Source organism: Streptomyces lycii (genome assembly GCF_009735685.1).
Lineage (GTDB): Bacteria > Actinomycetota > Actinomycetes > Streptomycetales > Streptomycetaceae > Streptomyces > Streptomyces lycii.
Genome location: NZ_WHPN01000331.1, coordinates 1 through 14,051, shown reverse-complemented (window position 1 = coordinate 14,051; position 14,051 = coordinate 1). Strand labels below are relative to the sequence as shown.

The window sequence follows — 14,051 nt, the reverse complement described above, 5'->3', positions numbered from 1 at the left end:
CGTGCCCTTCGACGTGCAAGACCTCAGCGGTACGTTCAGCGTGACCGACATCGTCATCGCGATGTCCCTGTCCTTCGTGCTGAGCGCGTTGATCGGCTGGGTGTACCGGGCCACCCACCGGAACATCTCCTACAGCCAGTCCTACGTCCAGACCCTCGTGATCATCGGCATGATCGTCGCCCTGATCATGCTGGTCGTCGGCTCCAACCTCGCCCGTGCCTTCTCCCTGGTCGGCGCGCTCTCCGTGGTCCGCTTCCGGAACGCGGTCAAGGAGACACGGGACGTCGGCTTCATCTTCCTGACGATGGGCGTCGGCATGGCGGCCGGTGCCCGCTTCTACACCCTGGCGGCGATCGCGGCGGTCGCGGTGTGCCTGATCGTCGTCGTGATGCACAAGTTCAACTGGTTCGCGCTGAACGTGCAGCGGCAGGTGGTCAAGGTGCAGGTCCCGGCGGGCGAGGACCACACCGCCGCCATCCAGGACGTACTGATCTCCAAGACCACCGAGTTCGAGCTGGTCAGCACGGAATCCATCCGCGGCGGCGCCCTCACCGAACTCTTCTACACGGTCCGCATGAAGAAGGGCGTCGAACCGGGCGGGCTCGTCACCGCCCTCCAGGAGCGGACCTTCGGCCAGCGGGTCACGGTCCTCACCGGATACGACCAGACGGACCTGTGATGAGCGCCCTGACCAGTATCCGGCACCGGCTCCCGGTGCGGTTGCGCCAGCACTGGCGGCCGGTGGCCCTGCTGGCGGCATCGCTGACGGTGCTGCTCGCGTTCTTCGGTGACGTACGGATCATTCCGTACGTCACGAGCGCGGCGGCCGAGTCCGACGAGACCGCGATCACGGAGAACGTCGCGGGCACCGTGGACCTCTACGACGACTCGGCGGAGCACACCCTCCAACTGGAGTACGACGTGGACGACTTCGACCGGATGATGAAGAAGTTCCAGGAGGACGGCGAGAAGGACTGGATCGAGGCGGACCTGACGGTCGACGGCACGTACCTCAACAGCGTCGGCATCCGGCTGAAGGGCAACTCGACGCTCCGGTCGCTGCGCGGTGGCGGGGGCGGACGGGGCGCAGCCGCCCCGGGCGGCGCGGAGGCGGAAGCCAGGGGTGCCGGGGGTGCCGGGGGTGCAGGCAGTGCCGGCGGGGCCGGGGGTGCCGGCGGTGGCCTCCCGGGCGGCGCGAGCCGGCAGGGCCAGGACGCCCCGGCCGCCGAAGCGGACGGCGAGGGCGACCAGGCCCAGCGGCGCCGAGTCGGCCCGGACGGTCGCGGCGGCATGGTCTCGCTGTCCGCCGACAAGCCCGAGGAACTGCCCTGGCTGATCAGCGTCGACAAGTACGTCGAGGGCCGCGCCTACCAGGGGCACCAGGAGATCTCCCTCCGTCCGGGCAGCAACGCCGAGGTCCCCCTCAACGAGGCGGTGACCCTCTCCCTGATGGACGCGTCGGAGCAGCCCGCCGAGCGCTTTGCCTTCTCCTCCCTCAAGGTCAACAACCGCCCGGCGGCGACCCGGCTGATGGTGGAGAACCCGGGCGCCGACTACGCGCGGAACACGGTCGGCGACAACGGCGTCCTCTACAAGGCCCTGTCCACCGGATCCTTCACGTACAAGGGAGACGACCAGACCGACTACAAGGAGGACTTCAAGCAGCTCACGATGGAGGGCAGCCAGGACGTCCAGCCGGTGGTCGACCTGATCGAGTGGGTGGAGACCGCCTCCGACGAGGAGTTCGAGAAGGAACTCTCCGACCACGTCGACGTCGAGTCCTTCGCCCGCTACGTCGCGACGCAGAACCTCCTGCTGAACTTCGACGACATGTCGGGTCCGGGCAAGAACTACTACCTCTGGTACGACCTGTCGGCGAAGAAGTTCACCATCCTCGGCTGGGACTTCAACCTCACCCTCAGCGGCGACGCGGAACAGGGACCGGACGAGGCGGGCGGCATGCTCGGCGGAGGTGGCGGAGGCGGTGCCCCGGCGGGCGCCGGCGAGCCCCCGGCCGGAGCAGGCCGGGCTCCGGAGGGCGCACGCACCCGGGGCACCGCCGATGAGGGAGACGAGGGAACGGCAGACCAGGACCCCGCAGACCGGGCCGCCCCGAACGAAGGGAACCAGAACGAAGCGGACCCGAACCGAACCGGTCCGAACCAGGCCGAGGGTGAAGGACGACGACGCGGCGGGATGTCCGGTCACCGGCTCAAGGAACGCTTCCTGGAGCTGGACGCCTTCGACGACGTCCGCCACGAGGCGTACCGCGAGCTGTACGAGACGTACTACGCCTCCGGCCGGGCCGGGAAGGCGCTGGACACGGCGGTCGCCCGCGCCGAGGCGGCGGGCGCGGACCCGGACGACCTCGCCGCGAAGGCGGAAACACTCCGTTCGACGATCACGGCCCGGACGAAGAGCCTCGCGTCCGACGAGGTGATCACCGGCTGAGCCCCGTGCCCGGGTGCGTCAGCGGGGCGACAACCGCTCGATCTCCGCGAGCACCGCCTCCACGTGCGGGCGCACCCGGGCCCGGAGCCCGCCGCTCCAGTGCTCCTCGTCGTACCGGCGGCCGAGGTACAGCTCCCTGGCGTGCGCCAGGACCGGCCGGTGCTCCGGCGGGAGCCGGTCCAGGGCCCAGTCGGCGGCCGCGTCCTTGGACCGGATCTCGCCGGTGGCGAGCGTGCTCCAGACGCGGGCGAGGGTGAGCAGGACGTTCCGGGTGTCACCGTCCAGCTCGCCGAGGAGTTCGGGGACGCCGGCCACACTCGCCCGTACGAGATCCGCGTGCGGCACGGGGTCGAGGACCCGGGCCGGGGGCGGTCCCGCCAGAGGCCGGTCGCCTGCCAGCACCATCGGGATCAGCAGGGCCAGGTCCGGCACGGGCTCCGGCTGCGGAAGCAGACCCGCCTCGTAGTCCTCCCGCAGCCACTCGCCGTACAGGAAGTCACCGGTCGGCGGGTACCGCCACGGGCGGACCTCGGAACGGACGACGACGGTGAGCTCGACCGGCCGGACCCCGTTCGCGGAACCCGACCGTTCGAGCAGCCCGTCGAGAAGGACCCGGCGTTCCCGTTCGTCCATGCTTCGCCGGGAGACGACGAGTACATCCAGATCACTGGCCGGCCGCAGACCGCCGAGCACGGCGGAACCGTGCAGATACACACCGACGACCTCGGCGCCGAGCACGTCACCGACCAGCCGCACCGTCTCTCGAACCTGATCCACGACACCAGTGTCCCGTCCGGGCACCCAGGCACCTCTGCGCCCGGGACCGCGGCATCCCGGCGGCTCGACGGGCCGCTGTCACCGCGGTCTGCGCTCACCGGATGTCATGGGTACGATCGTGTCCATGGCCAACTTCTCCTGAGCCGGCCGGCACGGCCCCAGACCCCTCACCCGGCAAGCAGCCGGGCACCGTCGGCGTGCCCGCACGCCCGCTCAGGAGATCACCACCATCATGACCGTTCGTTCCGCAAGCCCAGCCCTCGACGCCCGCATCGACCGGCTGAGGCAGCTCGCCCACGCCGAACCCCGCCTCGAAGGCGTCCTGCTCTACGGCTCCTGGACCCTGGGCGAGGCCGACGCCCACTCCGACATCGAGGCGTACCTCTACGTCCGCGACGAGGAGCTGGACACCTTCGACGGCCGCGCGTTCCTCGAACAGCTCGCGCCGCTCGAACTCGCCTACACCAACCTGTACGGCATCCTCGCCGTCGTCTTCGACGACCTGATGCGCGGCGAGTTCCACCTCACCGCCGCCGGACCCGGCATCGACGAGGTCCCCACCTGGCAGGGCATGGTGCACCTGCCGAAGCCCGAACAGGCCGTCCTGCTGGACCGCACCGGCCGGCTGACGAGCGCGGCCCGGCAGCTGGCCCCCCTCAGCCCGCCCGACCCGGTCGCCACCGCCCAGCAGCTGGCCGGCGAGCTGGCCAACTGGACGCTCATGGTCGGCCACGTCCTCGCCCGCGGGGAGACCGCCCGCGGCCACGCCTTCCTGAACACCATGGTCGCGCCGCAGCAGCTCAAGCTCTGCCGACTGCTGCGGGACAGCACCGACCACTGGCTCACCCCGAGCCGCGCCCTGGAGGCCGACCTGCCCGCGGCCGACCGCGAGCGCTACACGGCCACGACCTCGGCGGCCCGGGAGTCCGAGGTACGAACGGCGGCCCGCAACAGCTGGTCCTGGAGCCGTGAACTGATGGCGGAGGCCGCCGAACGGTGGCGGCTTCAGCTTCCGCACGCGCTGCACGACCGCATCGGCGGTCTCCTGGAGAGCCGGAACTGACCGCTCACCCGGGGGTACCGGTCGTCCGGTGCCCCCGGGAATCGCTCACCGGACCTCTGCCTCCACGGCGTAACCGACGAAGGCGGACCACTGGGCGGGAGCGAAGGCCAGCGTGGGGCCGGTGGTGTCCTTGGAGTCCCGGACGTGCACGGTGCCGGGGCAGGCGGCGACCTCTACGCAGTCGCCGCCCGCGTCACCGCTGTAGCTCGACTTGCGCCACTCGACGGCGACTTCGAGGCACTCGCCGCCCGCGTCGCCGCTGTAGCTGGACTTGAACCATGCGAGATCGGCGCTCATAGCTCCCCTGCCATCTGCTCGATCAGCTTCGCGGAGTCCTCCGTGGAGAGGGCCTGCGATCGGATCATCCCATAACGCCCGTGCAGTTCGCTGACCTCCTTCCGGTCATCGATCACCAGACCACCGGCCTGACCCTCGACGTAGGCCAGCCAGTCCCGCTCGGGCGTCTCCAGCAGAGTCCACGGACCGTTGAAGCCCGCGTGCGACTTCCGCGTCATCGGCATGACCTGCACGGAGACGTTCCGCATCGCCGTCAACTCCAGCAGCCGCTCCAACTGCCCTCTCAGGACGGCATGGCCACCGATGGGCCTGCGGAGCACCCATTCCTCGATGACGAGCGCCAGCGAGACGGCCGGTGTCCGGGACAACAGGGACTGCCGGGCGAGCCGGGCCTGTACCCGGCGGTCGATCTCCTCGCCGTCCAGGATCGGGTAGCGGGCGCCGAGCACCGAACGGGCGTAATGCTCGGTCTGCACCAGGCCGTGTAGTACGTGCACGTTGTACGTGTACACGCTCACCGCCTCCGCCTCGCGGTCCACGTACTCTCCGAACCACCACGGATACCGCTCCCGCGACAGAAACGGCGCGGCCCCACGCAACACCCCACGGGCCTCCAACACCTCCTCCCCCTTGTCGATGAACGCCTGGCTCGGCATCCGGACCCCGCGTTCGATCATGGCGACCAGCGACTTCGAGTAGCCGATCCGGTCCGCCAGTTCGTCGCGGCTCAGGTCCTGCGCCTGCCTCAGCGATCTGATCAGGGAGCCGAACATCCGCATCGACACGGAGCCCTCGTCCGTCTGGTTCATCGCGCGCCACCCCCGGCACCGGCTGTACACGTCGGCCGTAACTCTGCGCACACCCGCTGTGTGCACCGTGTAAGCCTGGTCAGGCTAGTGCCGAGCCACAAGGCTGGGGGTCATGAAGCACCTTCCGTCACCCGAAGTGACGTCCGAGGCCCGCGAGACCTACCGCACCCAGCTGCTCGCGGCACCGCAGCGCTTCGCGCTGATCCGGCGCGCCGTCGGGGCGCAGTTGCGACTCTGGGGTTACGGGGACCTCGTCGCCGACGCCGCCCTGTGCGTCACCGAGTTGCTGTCCAACGTCCACCGGCACGCGGGGTCGGACGAGTGCGAGCTGACGCTGGAGGCGCTGCCCGGCAGCAGCGGCGGCCACGGCGCCGGGGGCGGGCTGCGGATCGCCGTCGCCGACCGGTCGCCGGTCATGCCGCGACCGGAGGCGGAGCCGGACTGGTGTGCCGAGCGCGGGCGCGGGATGTACCTGATCAGCCGCACGGCGGACGCGTGGGGAGCCTCACTCCGGCCGGCGGGCGGGAAGGTCGTGTGGGCCGTCCTCGGTGCGGCGCGCCGCCCGCGCGGGACGGCCGGGCCGGTGGCCGAGCGGGTGGGGCCGTAGGTTACTTGAAGAAGGCGATGCCGTCGTCCGGGAGGTCGCGGTCGGCGAGGTCCTTGGCCACGTCCCGGATGTCGACGACCTTCTTCAGGTGCGCCGACATGTACGGACGCAGCTCGACCTCCGGGGTGGCCTTCTCGCCGACCCACATCAGGTCGCTCTTCACGTAGCCGTAGAGCCGCTTGCCGCCGCTGTACGGGCCGGAGGCCGCCGTCCGCGCGACCGCGTCCGTGGCCAGGTCGATCTGCGGCTTCTGGTCGGCCAGCTCGCCGTACCAGACCTCGACGACGCCGTCCTGGCGGACCATGACGACCTCGACCTTGCGGTCCTTGTCCACGCGCCAGAAGCCGCTCTCCGACTCCAGCGGACGGACCTTCTTGCCCTCGGCGTCGAGTTCCCAGGTGTGCGAGGTGTACTCCAGGAAGTCCCGGCCGTCGTGGCTGAAGGTCACCTCCTGGCCGAAGTTGCACTTCTCGGAACCCGGGAAGTCGTGGACGCCCGCGCCCTCCCAGTTGCCGAGGAGGAAGGCCAGCGGGACGAGGTCCGGGTGCAGGTCGGACGGGATCTCGATCATGAACTCAGGCGATCTGTAGAGAGCGGGAGGAGGAGGTCAGCGCTGGCCCTGGTACAGCTTCTTCACGGTCAGTGCGGCGAACCCGACGACGCCGACACAGACCAGGACCAGCAGAGCGGTGAAGAATGCCTCAAGCACGAGCGCGCCTCTTCCGGGAGGGGAGGGTGTACGGACCGCTCCCGAGTCTAGTCGGCGCCGCGCGGGGCGGCGCGGGCCGGTGCTGTGAGCTGTACCGCCCAGCCCAGCTCTGCTCAGCGCGACCCAGCCCAGTCCCGCTCAGCCCCGCCCGTGCCCAGCGGGGCCGGCCCCCGTCCTCGTTCGTCCGTGCGGTTCAGCTCAGCAGCTGGGTCTGGAGGACGACCGTCTGCCGGAAGGGCACTGCGGGCGTGTACCCCTCCCGGGACTGGACGATCATGGCGATCGTGTCGCCGGAGACGAAGTATCCGTGCCGGACGTGCCGCTCCCCGCGCGGTTTCCTCTCGTCGTACACATCCAGCACGATGTCCTCGACCTTCACCCGGTGTGCCCAGCCGCTGTCGGAATCCGACGCCTCCGTCCCCGTCACCGGCGTGGTGACCTCCGGTGCGACGTCACCACCGAGGAGGGACCGCTGCGCCTCGACGGCCATCGCGGCCGTGTTGAACTGGAGCAGATGGATCCGGGTCCGGGTGCCGTCCGGCATGATCCAGCTCCGGGTGGCGATGTGGCGGCAGGAGTTCTCGGTGAGCTGCCGCCGGATCTCGACGCGGTCCTCCTCCTCGGCGTACTCCCTCAGGAAATCCTCCGGGTCCAGCCAGCCGTCCTCGGCGGCGGGCGCGGCAGGGTCCGGCTCGCCGCTCTCCGGGACCGGCAGGAGGAGTTCGCGGAGGTCGGCGTGATGGGTTCCGGCCTCGTTGCCCTTGTCGTAGGGGCCGGGCACGCCGGCGGGCAGCGCCGGGCGCTCCAGCCGCGGGTAGTCCCAGCGGCCGTCGTGCTCGGTCGCGAGACCGGGCACGTCGGTACGGTCGGCCGCCGAGATGCCGTAGCCGACGCCTGCGGCCAGTCCGCCGAACACGAACACGGCCGCTGTCCAGCGCAGGACGGCTCGCAGGGCGTGACGCGGCGGGTGCGAAGACGCGGGCTCCGGCGGCTGCGCGGGCCCGGCCACCGGCCGGCCCGGAGGGAGTGGTGCCCGGACCGGCACGGGCGGCTTCGCGGAGACGGGCGGTGTCTCGGTCACACGTACTCCCCGGGGGACGCGATGTGGTCCAGCTGTTCCTCGAGCAGCGCGGCGGCGGCATCGGCGGCCAGCGGCTCCGGGCCGGTGACGGACATCGTCACCAGGAGATCGCCCTCGTACGCGGTGCAGGTCATCCCGCCCACCCGGTGCTCGCCTTCGGGCGCGGGAAGCCGGAAACAGGCCGCGTTCTCGTGGCCCTTGATCCTCGGGCCGTCCTCGTGGCCGTCGAGCAGCTCGTCGAGTTCCGCGTGGACCCGGCTCAGGTCGCGCAGCGCCTTCCGGTTCTCCATCTGGACGAGCTGGATCCCGGCCACGAAACCGCCGGCCTCCTGGCCGCCGGGTTCCCAGCCGCCGGCGTACGAGCGCTGGGCCAGCCCCTTGACGCGCAGCTTGTCGATCGACTTGCCGTAGGCGCGGCGCTGGGCGCCGGAGAGGTCGTGCCGTGCGGCCTTGATCTGGGCGATCGCGTCCTCCCCGGTGACGACCGAGTCATGGCCGAACGCGCCGATGTCCGGTCCGGGGATGAAACCGTCGGGCATGGGCAGCAGGCGTTCGGCGAGATCGCTGCCGCCGGAGGAGGGCTTCGCCTTCTTCTGCTTCTTCTGCTGGGCCTTCGGCTCCGCCCACACCGTCGTCGGGGCGCTGCGGTCGGCCTGGCCGAGTCGGTGCACCGCGGAGGCACCGGCGACTCCGAGGAGCAGGGTGCTCAGCCCGATGGCCAGCACTCGGCGGCCCGGACCGTGGCGCGGCGGGGCAGTGGGCGGCGGGGAGTCGTGGGTCACAGCCGCTCCAGTTGACGTTCGGCGAGGGACAGGACGGTCCGGTCGTCGACCGGTTTCGAGTCCGCGATGGCGATGTCCATGACGATGTCGCCGCGGCGGGCGAGTGCACGGGCCGCGTACACCGGCTCGTATCCCGCCTCGCGGTACGGCTCGTCGTGGACGTAGTAGCGGCCTTCGAGGGTCTGCGGGACCGGCTTGCCCTCGTTGCCCGCGTACTCCGCGTCCGCCATGTAGCTCAGCTGGTGTTGGAGGAAGAAGCTGGACGACAACTGCTCGGCGTCACGGAACTGGACCAGACGGATGTTCACCCGCGATCCGTCGCTCCGTTCCCAGGAGGTGCCCGCGGTTCGGCGGAAATGCAGTCCCGTCAGCTGGAGGAAGAGCGACGAGGGCTCGGTGAACTCCTGCGTGTACTCGGCGAGCGACAGCCAGTCGCCCTCCACCTCGCCCGGCACCGCCTGCGCCCCCTCCGGCTTCTTCAGCAGCAGCCGGCGCAGGTCGCCGTCCGTCTTCACCATGCGGTCCTGCGCGGCGGACAGCGGCTCGGGCTGCTTGCTCTCCGGAAGCGGCTCCGGCTGCGGCAGCTCGCGCTGGGACAGCGGTGGTAGCGGAGTCGGTGGCCGGTCGTACTGGACGGTGTATCCGATGACGACGCCCGTGAGGACGCCGAGAACGGCGGCGCACGCGATCAGCGGCCCCGTGCGCCCGCGCGGGCGCACAAGCGGAGACGGCTCGGGTGGTTCGGGTGGTTCGGGTCGGCTCTGGGCCACGGTTACGGGGTCCCCCCCACACGGCGCGGACGGGCAGGTGGCCGTGGACCGTGGGGCGACGTGCCGATTCCGCTTGTGATGTACCAGTGATCTTGTGATGACTGGGCGGTGAACCTGACAGGGCACGGGGCCGAATGGTTGTACGGGCCAGGGCATAAAGTGGCGGCATGGCGAAGAAGCTCGTGATCAAGGTGACGGCGGGGGCGGACGCGCCCGAGCGGTGCTCGCAGGCGTTCACGGTGGCGGCTGTCGCCGTGGCCAGCGGCGTCGAGGTCTCGCTCTGGCTGACGGGCGAGTCGGCGTGGTTCGCGCTGCCGGGGAAGGCCGCCGAGTTCGAGCTGCCGCACGCCGCTCCGCTGCCGGACCTGCTGGACTCGGTCCTCGCGGGCGGGCAGGTCACGCTCTGCACCCAGTGCGCGGCGCGCCGGGAGATCGGCGAGGAGGACACCCTGGAGGGCGTACGGATCGCGGGCGCGCAGGTGTTCGTCAGCGAGGCGACGGCGGACGGGGCGCAGGCACTCGTCTACTGAGCCCCGGCCTCGGCCGGGCTTTCGCCGGCGCGGCTCCGGTCGCGCGCGGTGCTCCGGCGGGCGCCGGTGGTCGTACCGGTCAGCGGTGGTCGTGCCGGTCCAGCTCGTCCCACCAGCGGTCGGACTCCGGGTCGCCGGACTCGTCCCACCAGTGGTCGTCGGGTCCTCTGCGGTTGCCGACGATCGCGGCGAGCGGCGGGATGACCATGGCGACCAGGCACATGCCGACGGCGACCGGAACGGACCACAGCCGCACCACGGACCACGCCCCGACGAAGAGCGTCAGGCACACACCCATCAGGACGAAGTAGTTGCGCCGGCGTCGCGCGTACATGCTTTCAGCGTACGACCGGGGAGGCTTCCCGGGCAGGTCGCGGAGGGTGCGGGCAACGATGGGCCGTGCCACGCCCGGGACGGGTGCGCACGGGGTGGTTCCGGGGGCCCCGGGGGTGCTCCGCCCGCCGGGCCACACGCGAGGCCGCCACACGCGAGGGACGCCATACGGTAGGGCCGCCGCACAGCCCGCACAGCCCGCACAGCCCGCACAGCCCGCACAGCCCGCACAGCCCGCACAGCCCGCGCCGCGCGGAGGCCCGCGGCGCGCAGCGCGAAGGGCCGCGCCCCGAGGGGTGCGGCCCTTCAACGCCTGCGGTTCCGGCGGACGCCTCCGCCCGAGCGGGCGGCTGCCGCGTCAGACGGCGATGGCGACCTCCGCCAGGCCGCCCTGCTGCGCGACCACGGTGCGGTCGGCGGTGCCGCCGGGGACCAGGGCGCGCAGCGTCCAGGTGCCCTCGGCCGCGTAGAAGCGGAACTGTCCGGTGGCCGAGGTGGGGACCTCGGCGGTGAACTCGCCGGTGCTGTCCAGGAGCCGGACGTATCCGGTCACGGGCTCACCGTCGCGGGTCACGTGACCCTGGATCGTGGTCTCGCCGGGCTTGACGGTCGAGGCGTCCGGGCCCCCGGCCTGCGCTCCACACATGTTCTTACGTCCTTCGTGTCGTCGGGTCTTGCGGATCCGGCGGTTACTTGGCGGGGCCGACCTCGATCGGCACGCCGACCAGGGAGCCGTACTCGGTCCAGGAGCCGTCGTAGTTCTTGACGTTCTCCTGGCCCAGCAGCTCGTGCAGCACGAACCAGGTCAGCGCGGAACGCTCACCGATGCGGCAGTAGGCGATGGTGTCCTTGGACAGGTCGACGTCCTCGGTCTCGTACAGCTCCTTGAGTTCGTCGTCGCTCTTGAAGGTGCCGTCGTCGTTGGCGTTCTTCGACCAGGGGATGTTGCGGGCGGACGGCACGTGGCCGGGGCGCTGCGACTGCTCCTGCGGGAGGTGCGCCGGGGCGAGCAGCTTGCCGGAGAACTCGTCGGGGGAGCGCACGTCGACCAGGTTCTTCGCGCCGATCGCGGCCACGACGTCGTCGCGGAAGGCGCGGATCGCGGTGTTCTGCGGCTTGGCCTTGTACTGGGTGGCCGGGCGGTTCGGGACGGCCTCGACCAGGTCGCGGGAGTCCAGCTCCCACTTCTTGCGGCCGCCGTCGAGCAGCTTGACGCTGTCGTGGCCGTAGAGCTTGAAGTACCAGTAGGCGTAGGACGCGAACCAGTTGTTGTTGCCGCCGTAGAGGATGACGGTGTCGTCGTTCGCGATGCCCCGCTCGGAGAGCAGCTTCTCGAAGCCCTCCTGGTCGATGAAGTCGCGGCGCACCGGGTCCTGGAGGTCCTTCTTCCAGTCGATCCGGATGGCGTTCCGGATGTGGTTCTTGTCGTAGGCCGACGTGTCTTCGTCGACCTCGACGATGACGACCTTCGGGTCGTCGAGGTGGGCCTCGACCCAGTCGGCGTCCACCAGAACGTCGCTGCGGCTCATTTCGTACTCCTCCGGGGCAGTTGCGGATGCGAGGGGGCGGGCACCGCCTGCACACTTCTCCCGTTGCGGACAGGGTCGGTGCGCGGCGACGCGCTTACGGCATGGGGGCGGCCCTCGGCGGGGCCGGGAAAGCGGGGGTTCGAGCCCTGCTCAGAAGGTGCGACACAGCATGGCGGCGACGCGGCACAGGTCCACTGCCCGCCGCTTCGTGAGTTCCGCCTGTCGCTTCATGCGTCCGATCGTAAGGATCCGGAAGCGGATGTGTCACCGGTGGGTCATATGGTGAGACGCGAATGTCCGTGATGTGGGACTCAGGGGAGAGGTCCGAGGGCCGCGGGCCCGGCGGCGGGCCGTCGGGGTCCGGAGGACTTCTGAGGCGCGGACGCCACCGTCTCGCCCTGCGGGACAAGCGGTGCGTTCGGCCGGAGTGCCGGAGTGCCCCGCGGCGCCGCCCACGCAGAGGGCCGGCTCCGCGGCGCCCGGCCGGGAGGGGGCGCCCCGGCCGAAGAGGGGCGGCGCCCTGCCGCGTGGCGGAGGCCGGGCCGCGGGGGACGGCGGGCGCGTCCGGTCTCGGGCCGCCCCCGTCACGGAGCTGTCGGCGATGGACCGGGCCCGTTCATGGACCGGGCCCGTTCATGGGCCGGCCCGTTCATGGGCCGGCCCGTTCACGGGCCCGGCGGCCGCGAGACCGCCCGGGTGCGCGTCCGCACGGCCGCGCGCCCGCCCGGCCGCCGTGGTCATCCGGTGTGCCGCCGGGTGGCGTGCCCGCCGCGCGGTGCGGCGGGCCGCCCGGTGAGCGCGGGCCCCGGGAGCGTCAGCCGGCGAGCGCGACCTGGTTGCCCTTGACGGTGACGTCGATGCCGGACTTGGTGACCGTGACCGTGTCGAACTCCAGGCCCTTCGGCAGGCCGCTGATCTTCCAGTCCCGGTCGACCTTCTCCCGCACCCGCTCCTCCACGCCGGGAATGCCCTCGGCCGGGATGTCGTCCGCCTGGAGCCGGAGGGTGTCGCCGTCGACGATGCTGACGGTGCTGAGCACGCTGCCGTTGAAGGCGGGCAGGCCCGGCAGGCTGATGTTGGCGGTGACCTTGACCTGCGGCTTGCCCGAGTCGCTCTCGCCGCCGTAGCTGATCATGATGCCCTCGTCGGCGGCCTTCGACAGGTCGCTGTAGCCGATGGACGCGGCGCCGGTCGCGGAGGCCGCGGTCGCGGTCGAGAAGTTGCCGCCGATCCGCACGTCGTAGAGGTTCGCGGTCATCTCGGTCACCCGCAGGGCGTGCCCCTCGGCGCTGGCCGTCATGCCGCCGAGGTCGACCCTGACCTCCTCCAGCTCCTTCGTCGCCACCTGGGTCAGGAACGGAAAGCCCTCGATGGAGACCTTCGGGTCCGCCTTCAGCCCCTGGCTGCTCCTGACCTTCTTGGCGACCTCGTCCTCGGCGAGCCCCACCGCCACCCGGTCCGCCGCCACGAACAGGCCGCCGAGCACCACGGCGGTGATCAGAAGTATTCGCAGTGCGCGCATCTTGGTTCCATCCCCCCAGCTGTGATCAAGACCCCGTTCCGGCCGAGCCTAACGTCAAGGATCAGCCGATGGCGCGGCTGAGGACGTACACGGCGGGCGCCGCGACGGCGAGCGGCAGCGCGACACCGGCGGTCATGTGCACGAAGCGGGACGGGTAGTCGTAGCTCGCCACCCGCAGCCCGACCAGCGCGCAGACCCCGGCCACCGCGCCCAGCAGGGCGCCCGGTCCGCCCGCGTCCGCGAACAGCCCGGCCCCGAGGCCCGCGGCCACGGCGGCCGCCAGCGCGGCGGCGTACGACACGGCGGCCGGCAGCGGCAGCGCCCGCACGACGGTGGCCGCTGCCACCGCGACGGCGCCCGCCACCACGGCCGTCACCGAGTGCGCTGCGGCCGCGAGATGGCCCGCGGCCACGATCGCCAGCGCGCTGGACGCCAGGCCCGCCGTCAGCGCGTACAGCCGCTCGTCGGACGAACCCCGGTTGCGCAGTTGGAGGATGAGCACCAGCGGGAACCAGACGCCGAGGGTGCCGATCCCCACTGTCGCGGCGTCGCCCGGCCCCGTGGCCAGCAGCGCGATGTCGGCGGTCAGCCCGCCCGCGAAGGCCAGCGCGATGCCCTGCCGGGCCGGCCACATGCCGTTCAGCCGGAACCAGCCGGCCGCCGTCACCGCCTGGAGCAGCACCACCGGTACGGCCAGCACGGCCTGGTGGAGCGGTGCGGCCAGCGCGATCAGCGCGGCGAGCGCGGCGGTCAGCAGCGCCGGCTGGAGACCGGGGGCGATGATCGGGGAC

The 14,051-nt window shown here is 71.5% G+C and carries 17 protein-coding genes and 1 pseudogene; 5 read left to right on the top strand and 13 right to left on the bottom strand.

Going from position 1 to position 14,051, the window contains the following annotated elements; translation table 11 throughout:
- The first annotated feature begins 1 nt into the window (after position 1).
- Together GCU69_RS21020 and GCU69_RS21015 are read left to right on the top strand one after the other, a co-directional pair.
- Positions 2-679: a DUF4956 domain-containing protein gene (locus GCU69_RS21020; RefSeq protein WP_156206885.1), complete on the top strand. Its 678-nt coding sequence runs from the start codon at positions 2-4 to the stop codon at positions 677-679.
- The gene (locus tag GCU69_RS21015) at positions 679-2,451 is read left to right on the top strand and encodes a CotH kinase family protein (RefSeq protein WP_156206884.1); all 1,773 of its coding nucleotides are present in this window, start codon (positions 679-681) and stop codon (positions 2,449-2,451) included. Before GCU69_RS21020 ends, GCU69_RS21015 begins: the two co-directional genes overlap by 1 nt.
- A gap of 18 nt (positions 2,452-2,469) precedes the next feature.
- On the opposite strand, the gene GCU69_RS21010 is transcribed toward GCU69_RS21015, so the two are convergent.
- A complete protein-coding gene (locus GCU69_RS21010; RefSeq protein WP_156206883.1) occupies positions 2,470-3,228 on the bottom strand; it encodes an aminoglycoside adenylyltransferase family protein in 759 nt (252 codons plus the stop codon).
- 232 nt (positions 3,229-3,460) lie between these two features.
- Here GCU69_RS21010 and GCU69_RS21005 point away from each other — a divergent pair, with 232 nt between their 5' ends.
- A complete protein-coding gene (locus GCU69_RS21005; protein WP_156206882.1) occupies positions 3,461-4,291 on the top strand; it encodes a nucleotidyltransferase domain-containing protein in 831 nt (276 codons plus the stop codon).
- Positions 4,292-4,336: 45 nt separating this feature from the next.
- On the opposite strand, the gene GCU69_RS21000 is transcribed toward GCU69_RS21005, so the two are convergent.
- The gene (locus GCU69_RS21000) at positions 4,337-4,588 is read right to left on the bottom strand and encodes a DUF397 domain-containing protein (RefSeq protein WP_156206881.1); all 252 of its coding nucleotides are present in this window, start codon (positions 4,586-4,588) and stop codon (positions 4,337-4,339) included.
- Entirely contained in the window at positions 4,585-5,397 is an 813-nt protein-coding gene (locus GCU69_RS20995; RefSeq protein ID WP_235978604.1) for a helix-turn-helix domain-containing protein, read from the bottom strand. Before GCU69_RS20995 ends, GCU69_RS21000 begins: the two co-directional genes overlap by 4 nt.
- Before the next feature lie 112 nt (positions 5,398-5,509).
- Between GCU69_RS20995 and GCU69_RS20990 the strand changes: the two genes are divergently transcribed.
- Complete coding sequence (locus GCU69_RS20990) at positions 5,510-6,004, top strand: ATP-binding protein (protein ID WP_156206880.1); 495 nt, start codon at positions 5,510-5,512, stop codon at positions 6,002-6,004.
- Between the two features lies 1 nt (position 6,005).
- Here GCU69_RS20990 and GCU69_RS20985 read toward each other — a convergent pair whose 3' ends face one another.
- From GCU69_RS20985 to GCU69_RS20965, 4 genes are all read right to left on the bottom strand, one after another.
- Positions 6,006-6,575, bottom strand: coding sequence for an FABP family protein (locus GCU69_RS20985; protein ID WP_156206879.1), 570 nt, complete (start codon positions 6,573-6,575; stop codon positions 6,006-6,008).
- A gap of 331 nt (positions 6,576-6,906) precedes the next feature.
- A complete protein-coding gene (locus tag GCU69_RS20975) occupies positions 6,907-7,635 on the bottom strand; it encodes a hypothetical protein (RefSeq protein WP_098753071.1) in 729 nt (242 codons plus the stop codon).
- A gap of 155 nt (positions 7,636-7,790) precedes the next feature.
- Positions 7,791-8,576, bottom strand: coding sequence for a hypothetical protein (locus GCU69_RS20970; protein WP_143671177.1), 786 nt, complete (start codon positions 8,574-8,576; stop codon positions 7,791-7,793).
- Positions 8,573-9,295 (bottom strand): hypothetical protein, encoded by a 723-nt coding sequence (locus tag GCU69_RS20965; RefSeq protein ID WP_098753069.1) that lies wholly within the window; start codon positions 9,293-9,295, stop codon positions 8,573-8,575. The genes GCU69_RS20970 and GCU69_RS20965 overlap by 4 nt, the downstream gene beginning before the upstream one ends.
- Before the next feature lie 218 nt (positions 9,296-9,513).
- Here GCU69_RS20965 and GCU69_RS20960 point away from each other — a divergent pair, with 218 nt between their 5' ends.
- Positions 9,514-9,876, top strand: a complete 363-nt coding sequence (locus tag GCU69_RS20960) for a DsrE family protein (protein WP_098753068.1) — start codon at positions 9,514-9,516, stop codon at positions 9,874-9,876.
- Between the two features lie 79 nt (positions 9,877-9,955).
- Here GCU69_RS20960 and GCU69_RS20955 read toward each other — a convergent pair whose 3' ends face one another.
- From GCU69_RS20955 to GCU69_RS32760, 6 genes and pseudogenes are all read right to left on the bottom strand, one after another.
- Complete coding sequence (locus GCU69_RS20955) at positions 9,956-10,246, bottom strand: DUF3099 domain-containing protein (RefSeq protein WP_328630011.1); 291 nt, start codon at positions 10,244-10,246, stop codon at positions 9,956-9,958.
- Between the two features lie 321 nt (positions 10,247-10,567).
- On the bottom strand, positions 10,568-10,855 hold the full coding sequence (locus tag GCU69_RS20950; RefSeq protein WP_098753066.1) for a DUF1416 domain-containing protein: 288 nt from the start codon (positions 10,853-10,855) through the stop codon (positions 10,568-10,570).
- A 43-nt stretch (positions 10,856-10,898) separates the two neighbouring features.
- The gene (locus GCU69_RS20945) at positions 10,899-11,738 is read right to left on the bottom strand and encodes a sulfurtransferase (RefSeq protein WP_098753065.1); all 840 of its coding nucleotides are present in this window, start codon (positions 11,736-11,738) and stop codon (positions 10,899-10,901) included.
- Positions 11,739-11,888: 150 nt separating this feature from the next.
- The gene (locus GCU69_RS34790; protein WP_363051509.1) at positions 11,889-11,969 is read right to left on the bottom strand and encodes a putative leader peptide; all 81 of its coding nucleotides are present in this window, start codon (positions 11,967-11,969) and stop codon (positions 11,889-11,891) included.
- 583 nt (positions 11,970-12,552) lie between these two features.
- The gene (locus tag GCU69_RS20940) at positions 12,553-13,260 is read right to left on the bottom strand and encodes an LmeA family phospholipid-binding protein (protein WP_098753063.1); all 708 of its coding nucleotides are present in this window, start codon (positions 13,258-13,260) and stop codon (positions 12,553-12,555) included.
- Positions 13,261-13,321: 61 nt separating this feature from the next.
- Positions 13,322-14,051 (bottom strand): annotated as a pseudogene (locus GCU69_RS32760) (hypothetical protein); the annotation flags it as partial.

Coding starts and splice junctions, on each gene's coding strand:
- GCU69_RS21015 (WP_156206884.1), top strand. CDS start 679: ATGAGCGCCCTGACCAGTATCCGGCACCGGCTCCCGGTGCGGTTGCGC.
- GCU69_RS21005 (WP_156206882.1), top strand. CDS start 3,461: ATGACCGTTCGTTCCGCAAGCCCAGCCCTCGACGCCCGCATCGACCGG.
- GCU69_RS21000 (WP_156206881.1), bottom strand. CDS start 4,588: ATGAGCGCCGATCTCGCATGGTTCAAGTCCAGCTACAGCGGCGACGCG.
- GCU69_RS20995 (WP_235978604.1), bottom strand. CDS start 5,397: ATGAACCAGACGGACGAGGGCTCCGTGTCGATGCGGATGTTCGGCTCC.
- GCU69_RS20990 (WP_156206880.1), top strand. CDS start 5,510: ATGAAGCACCTTCCGTCACCCGAAGTGACGTCCGAGGCCCGCGAGACC.
- GCU69_RS20985 (WP_156206879.1), bottom strand. CDS start 6,575: ATGATCGAGATCCCGTCCGACCTGCACCCGGACCTCGTCCCGCTGGCC.
- GCU69_RS20960 (WP_098753068.1), top strand. CDS start 9,514: ATGGCGAAGAAGCTCGTGATCAAGGTGACGGCGGGGGCGGACGCGCCC.
- GCU69_RS20950 (WP_098753066.1), bottom strand. CDS start 10,855: ATGTGTGGAGCGCAGGCCGGGGGCCCGGACGCCTCGACCGTCAAGCCC.
- GCU69_RS20945 (WP_098753065.1), bottom strand. CDS start 11,738: ATGAGCCGCAGCGACGTTCTGGTGGACGCCGACTGGGTCGAGGCCCAC.
- GCU69_RS34790 (WP_363051509.1), bottom strand. CDS start 11,969: ATGAAGCGACAGGCGGAACTCACGAAGCGGCGGGCAGTGGACCTGTGC.
- GCU69_RS20940 (WP_098753063.1), bottom strand. CDS start 13,260: ATGCGCGCACTGCGAATACTTCTGATCACCGCCGTGGTGCTCGGCGGC.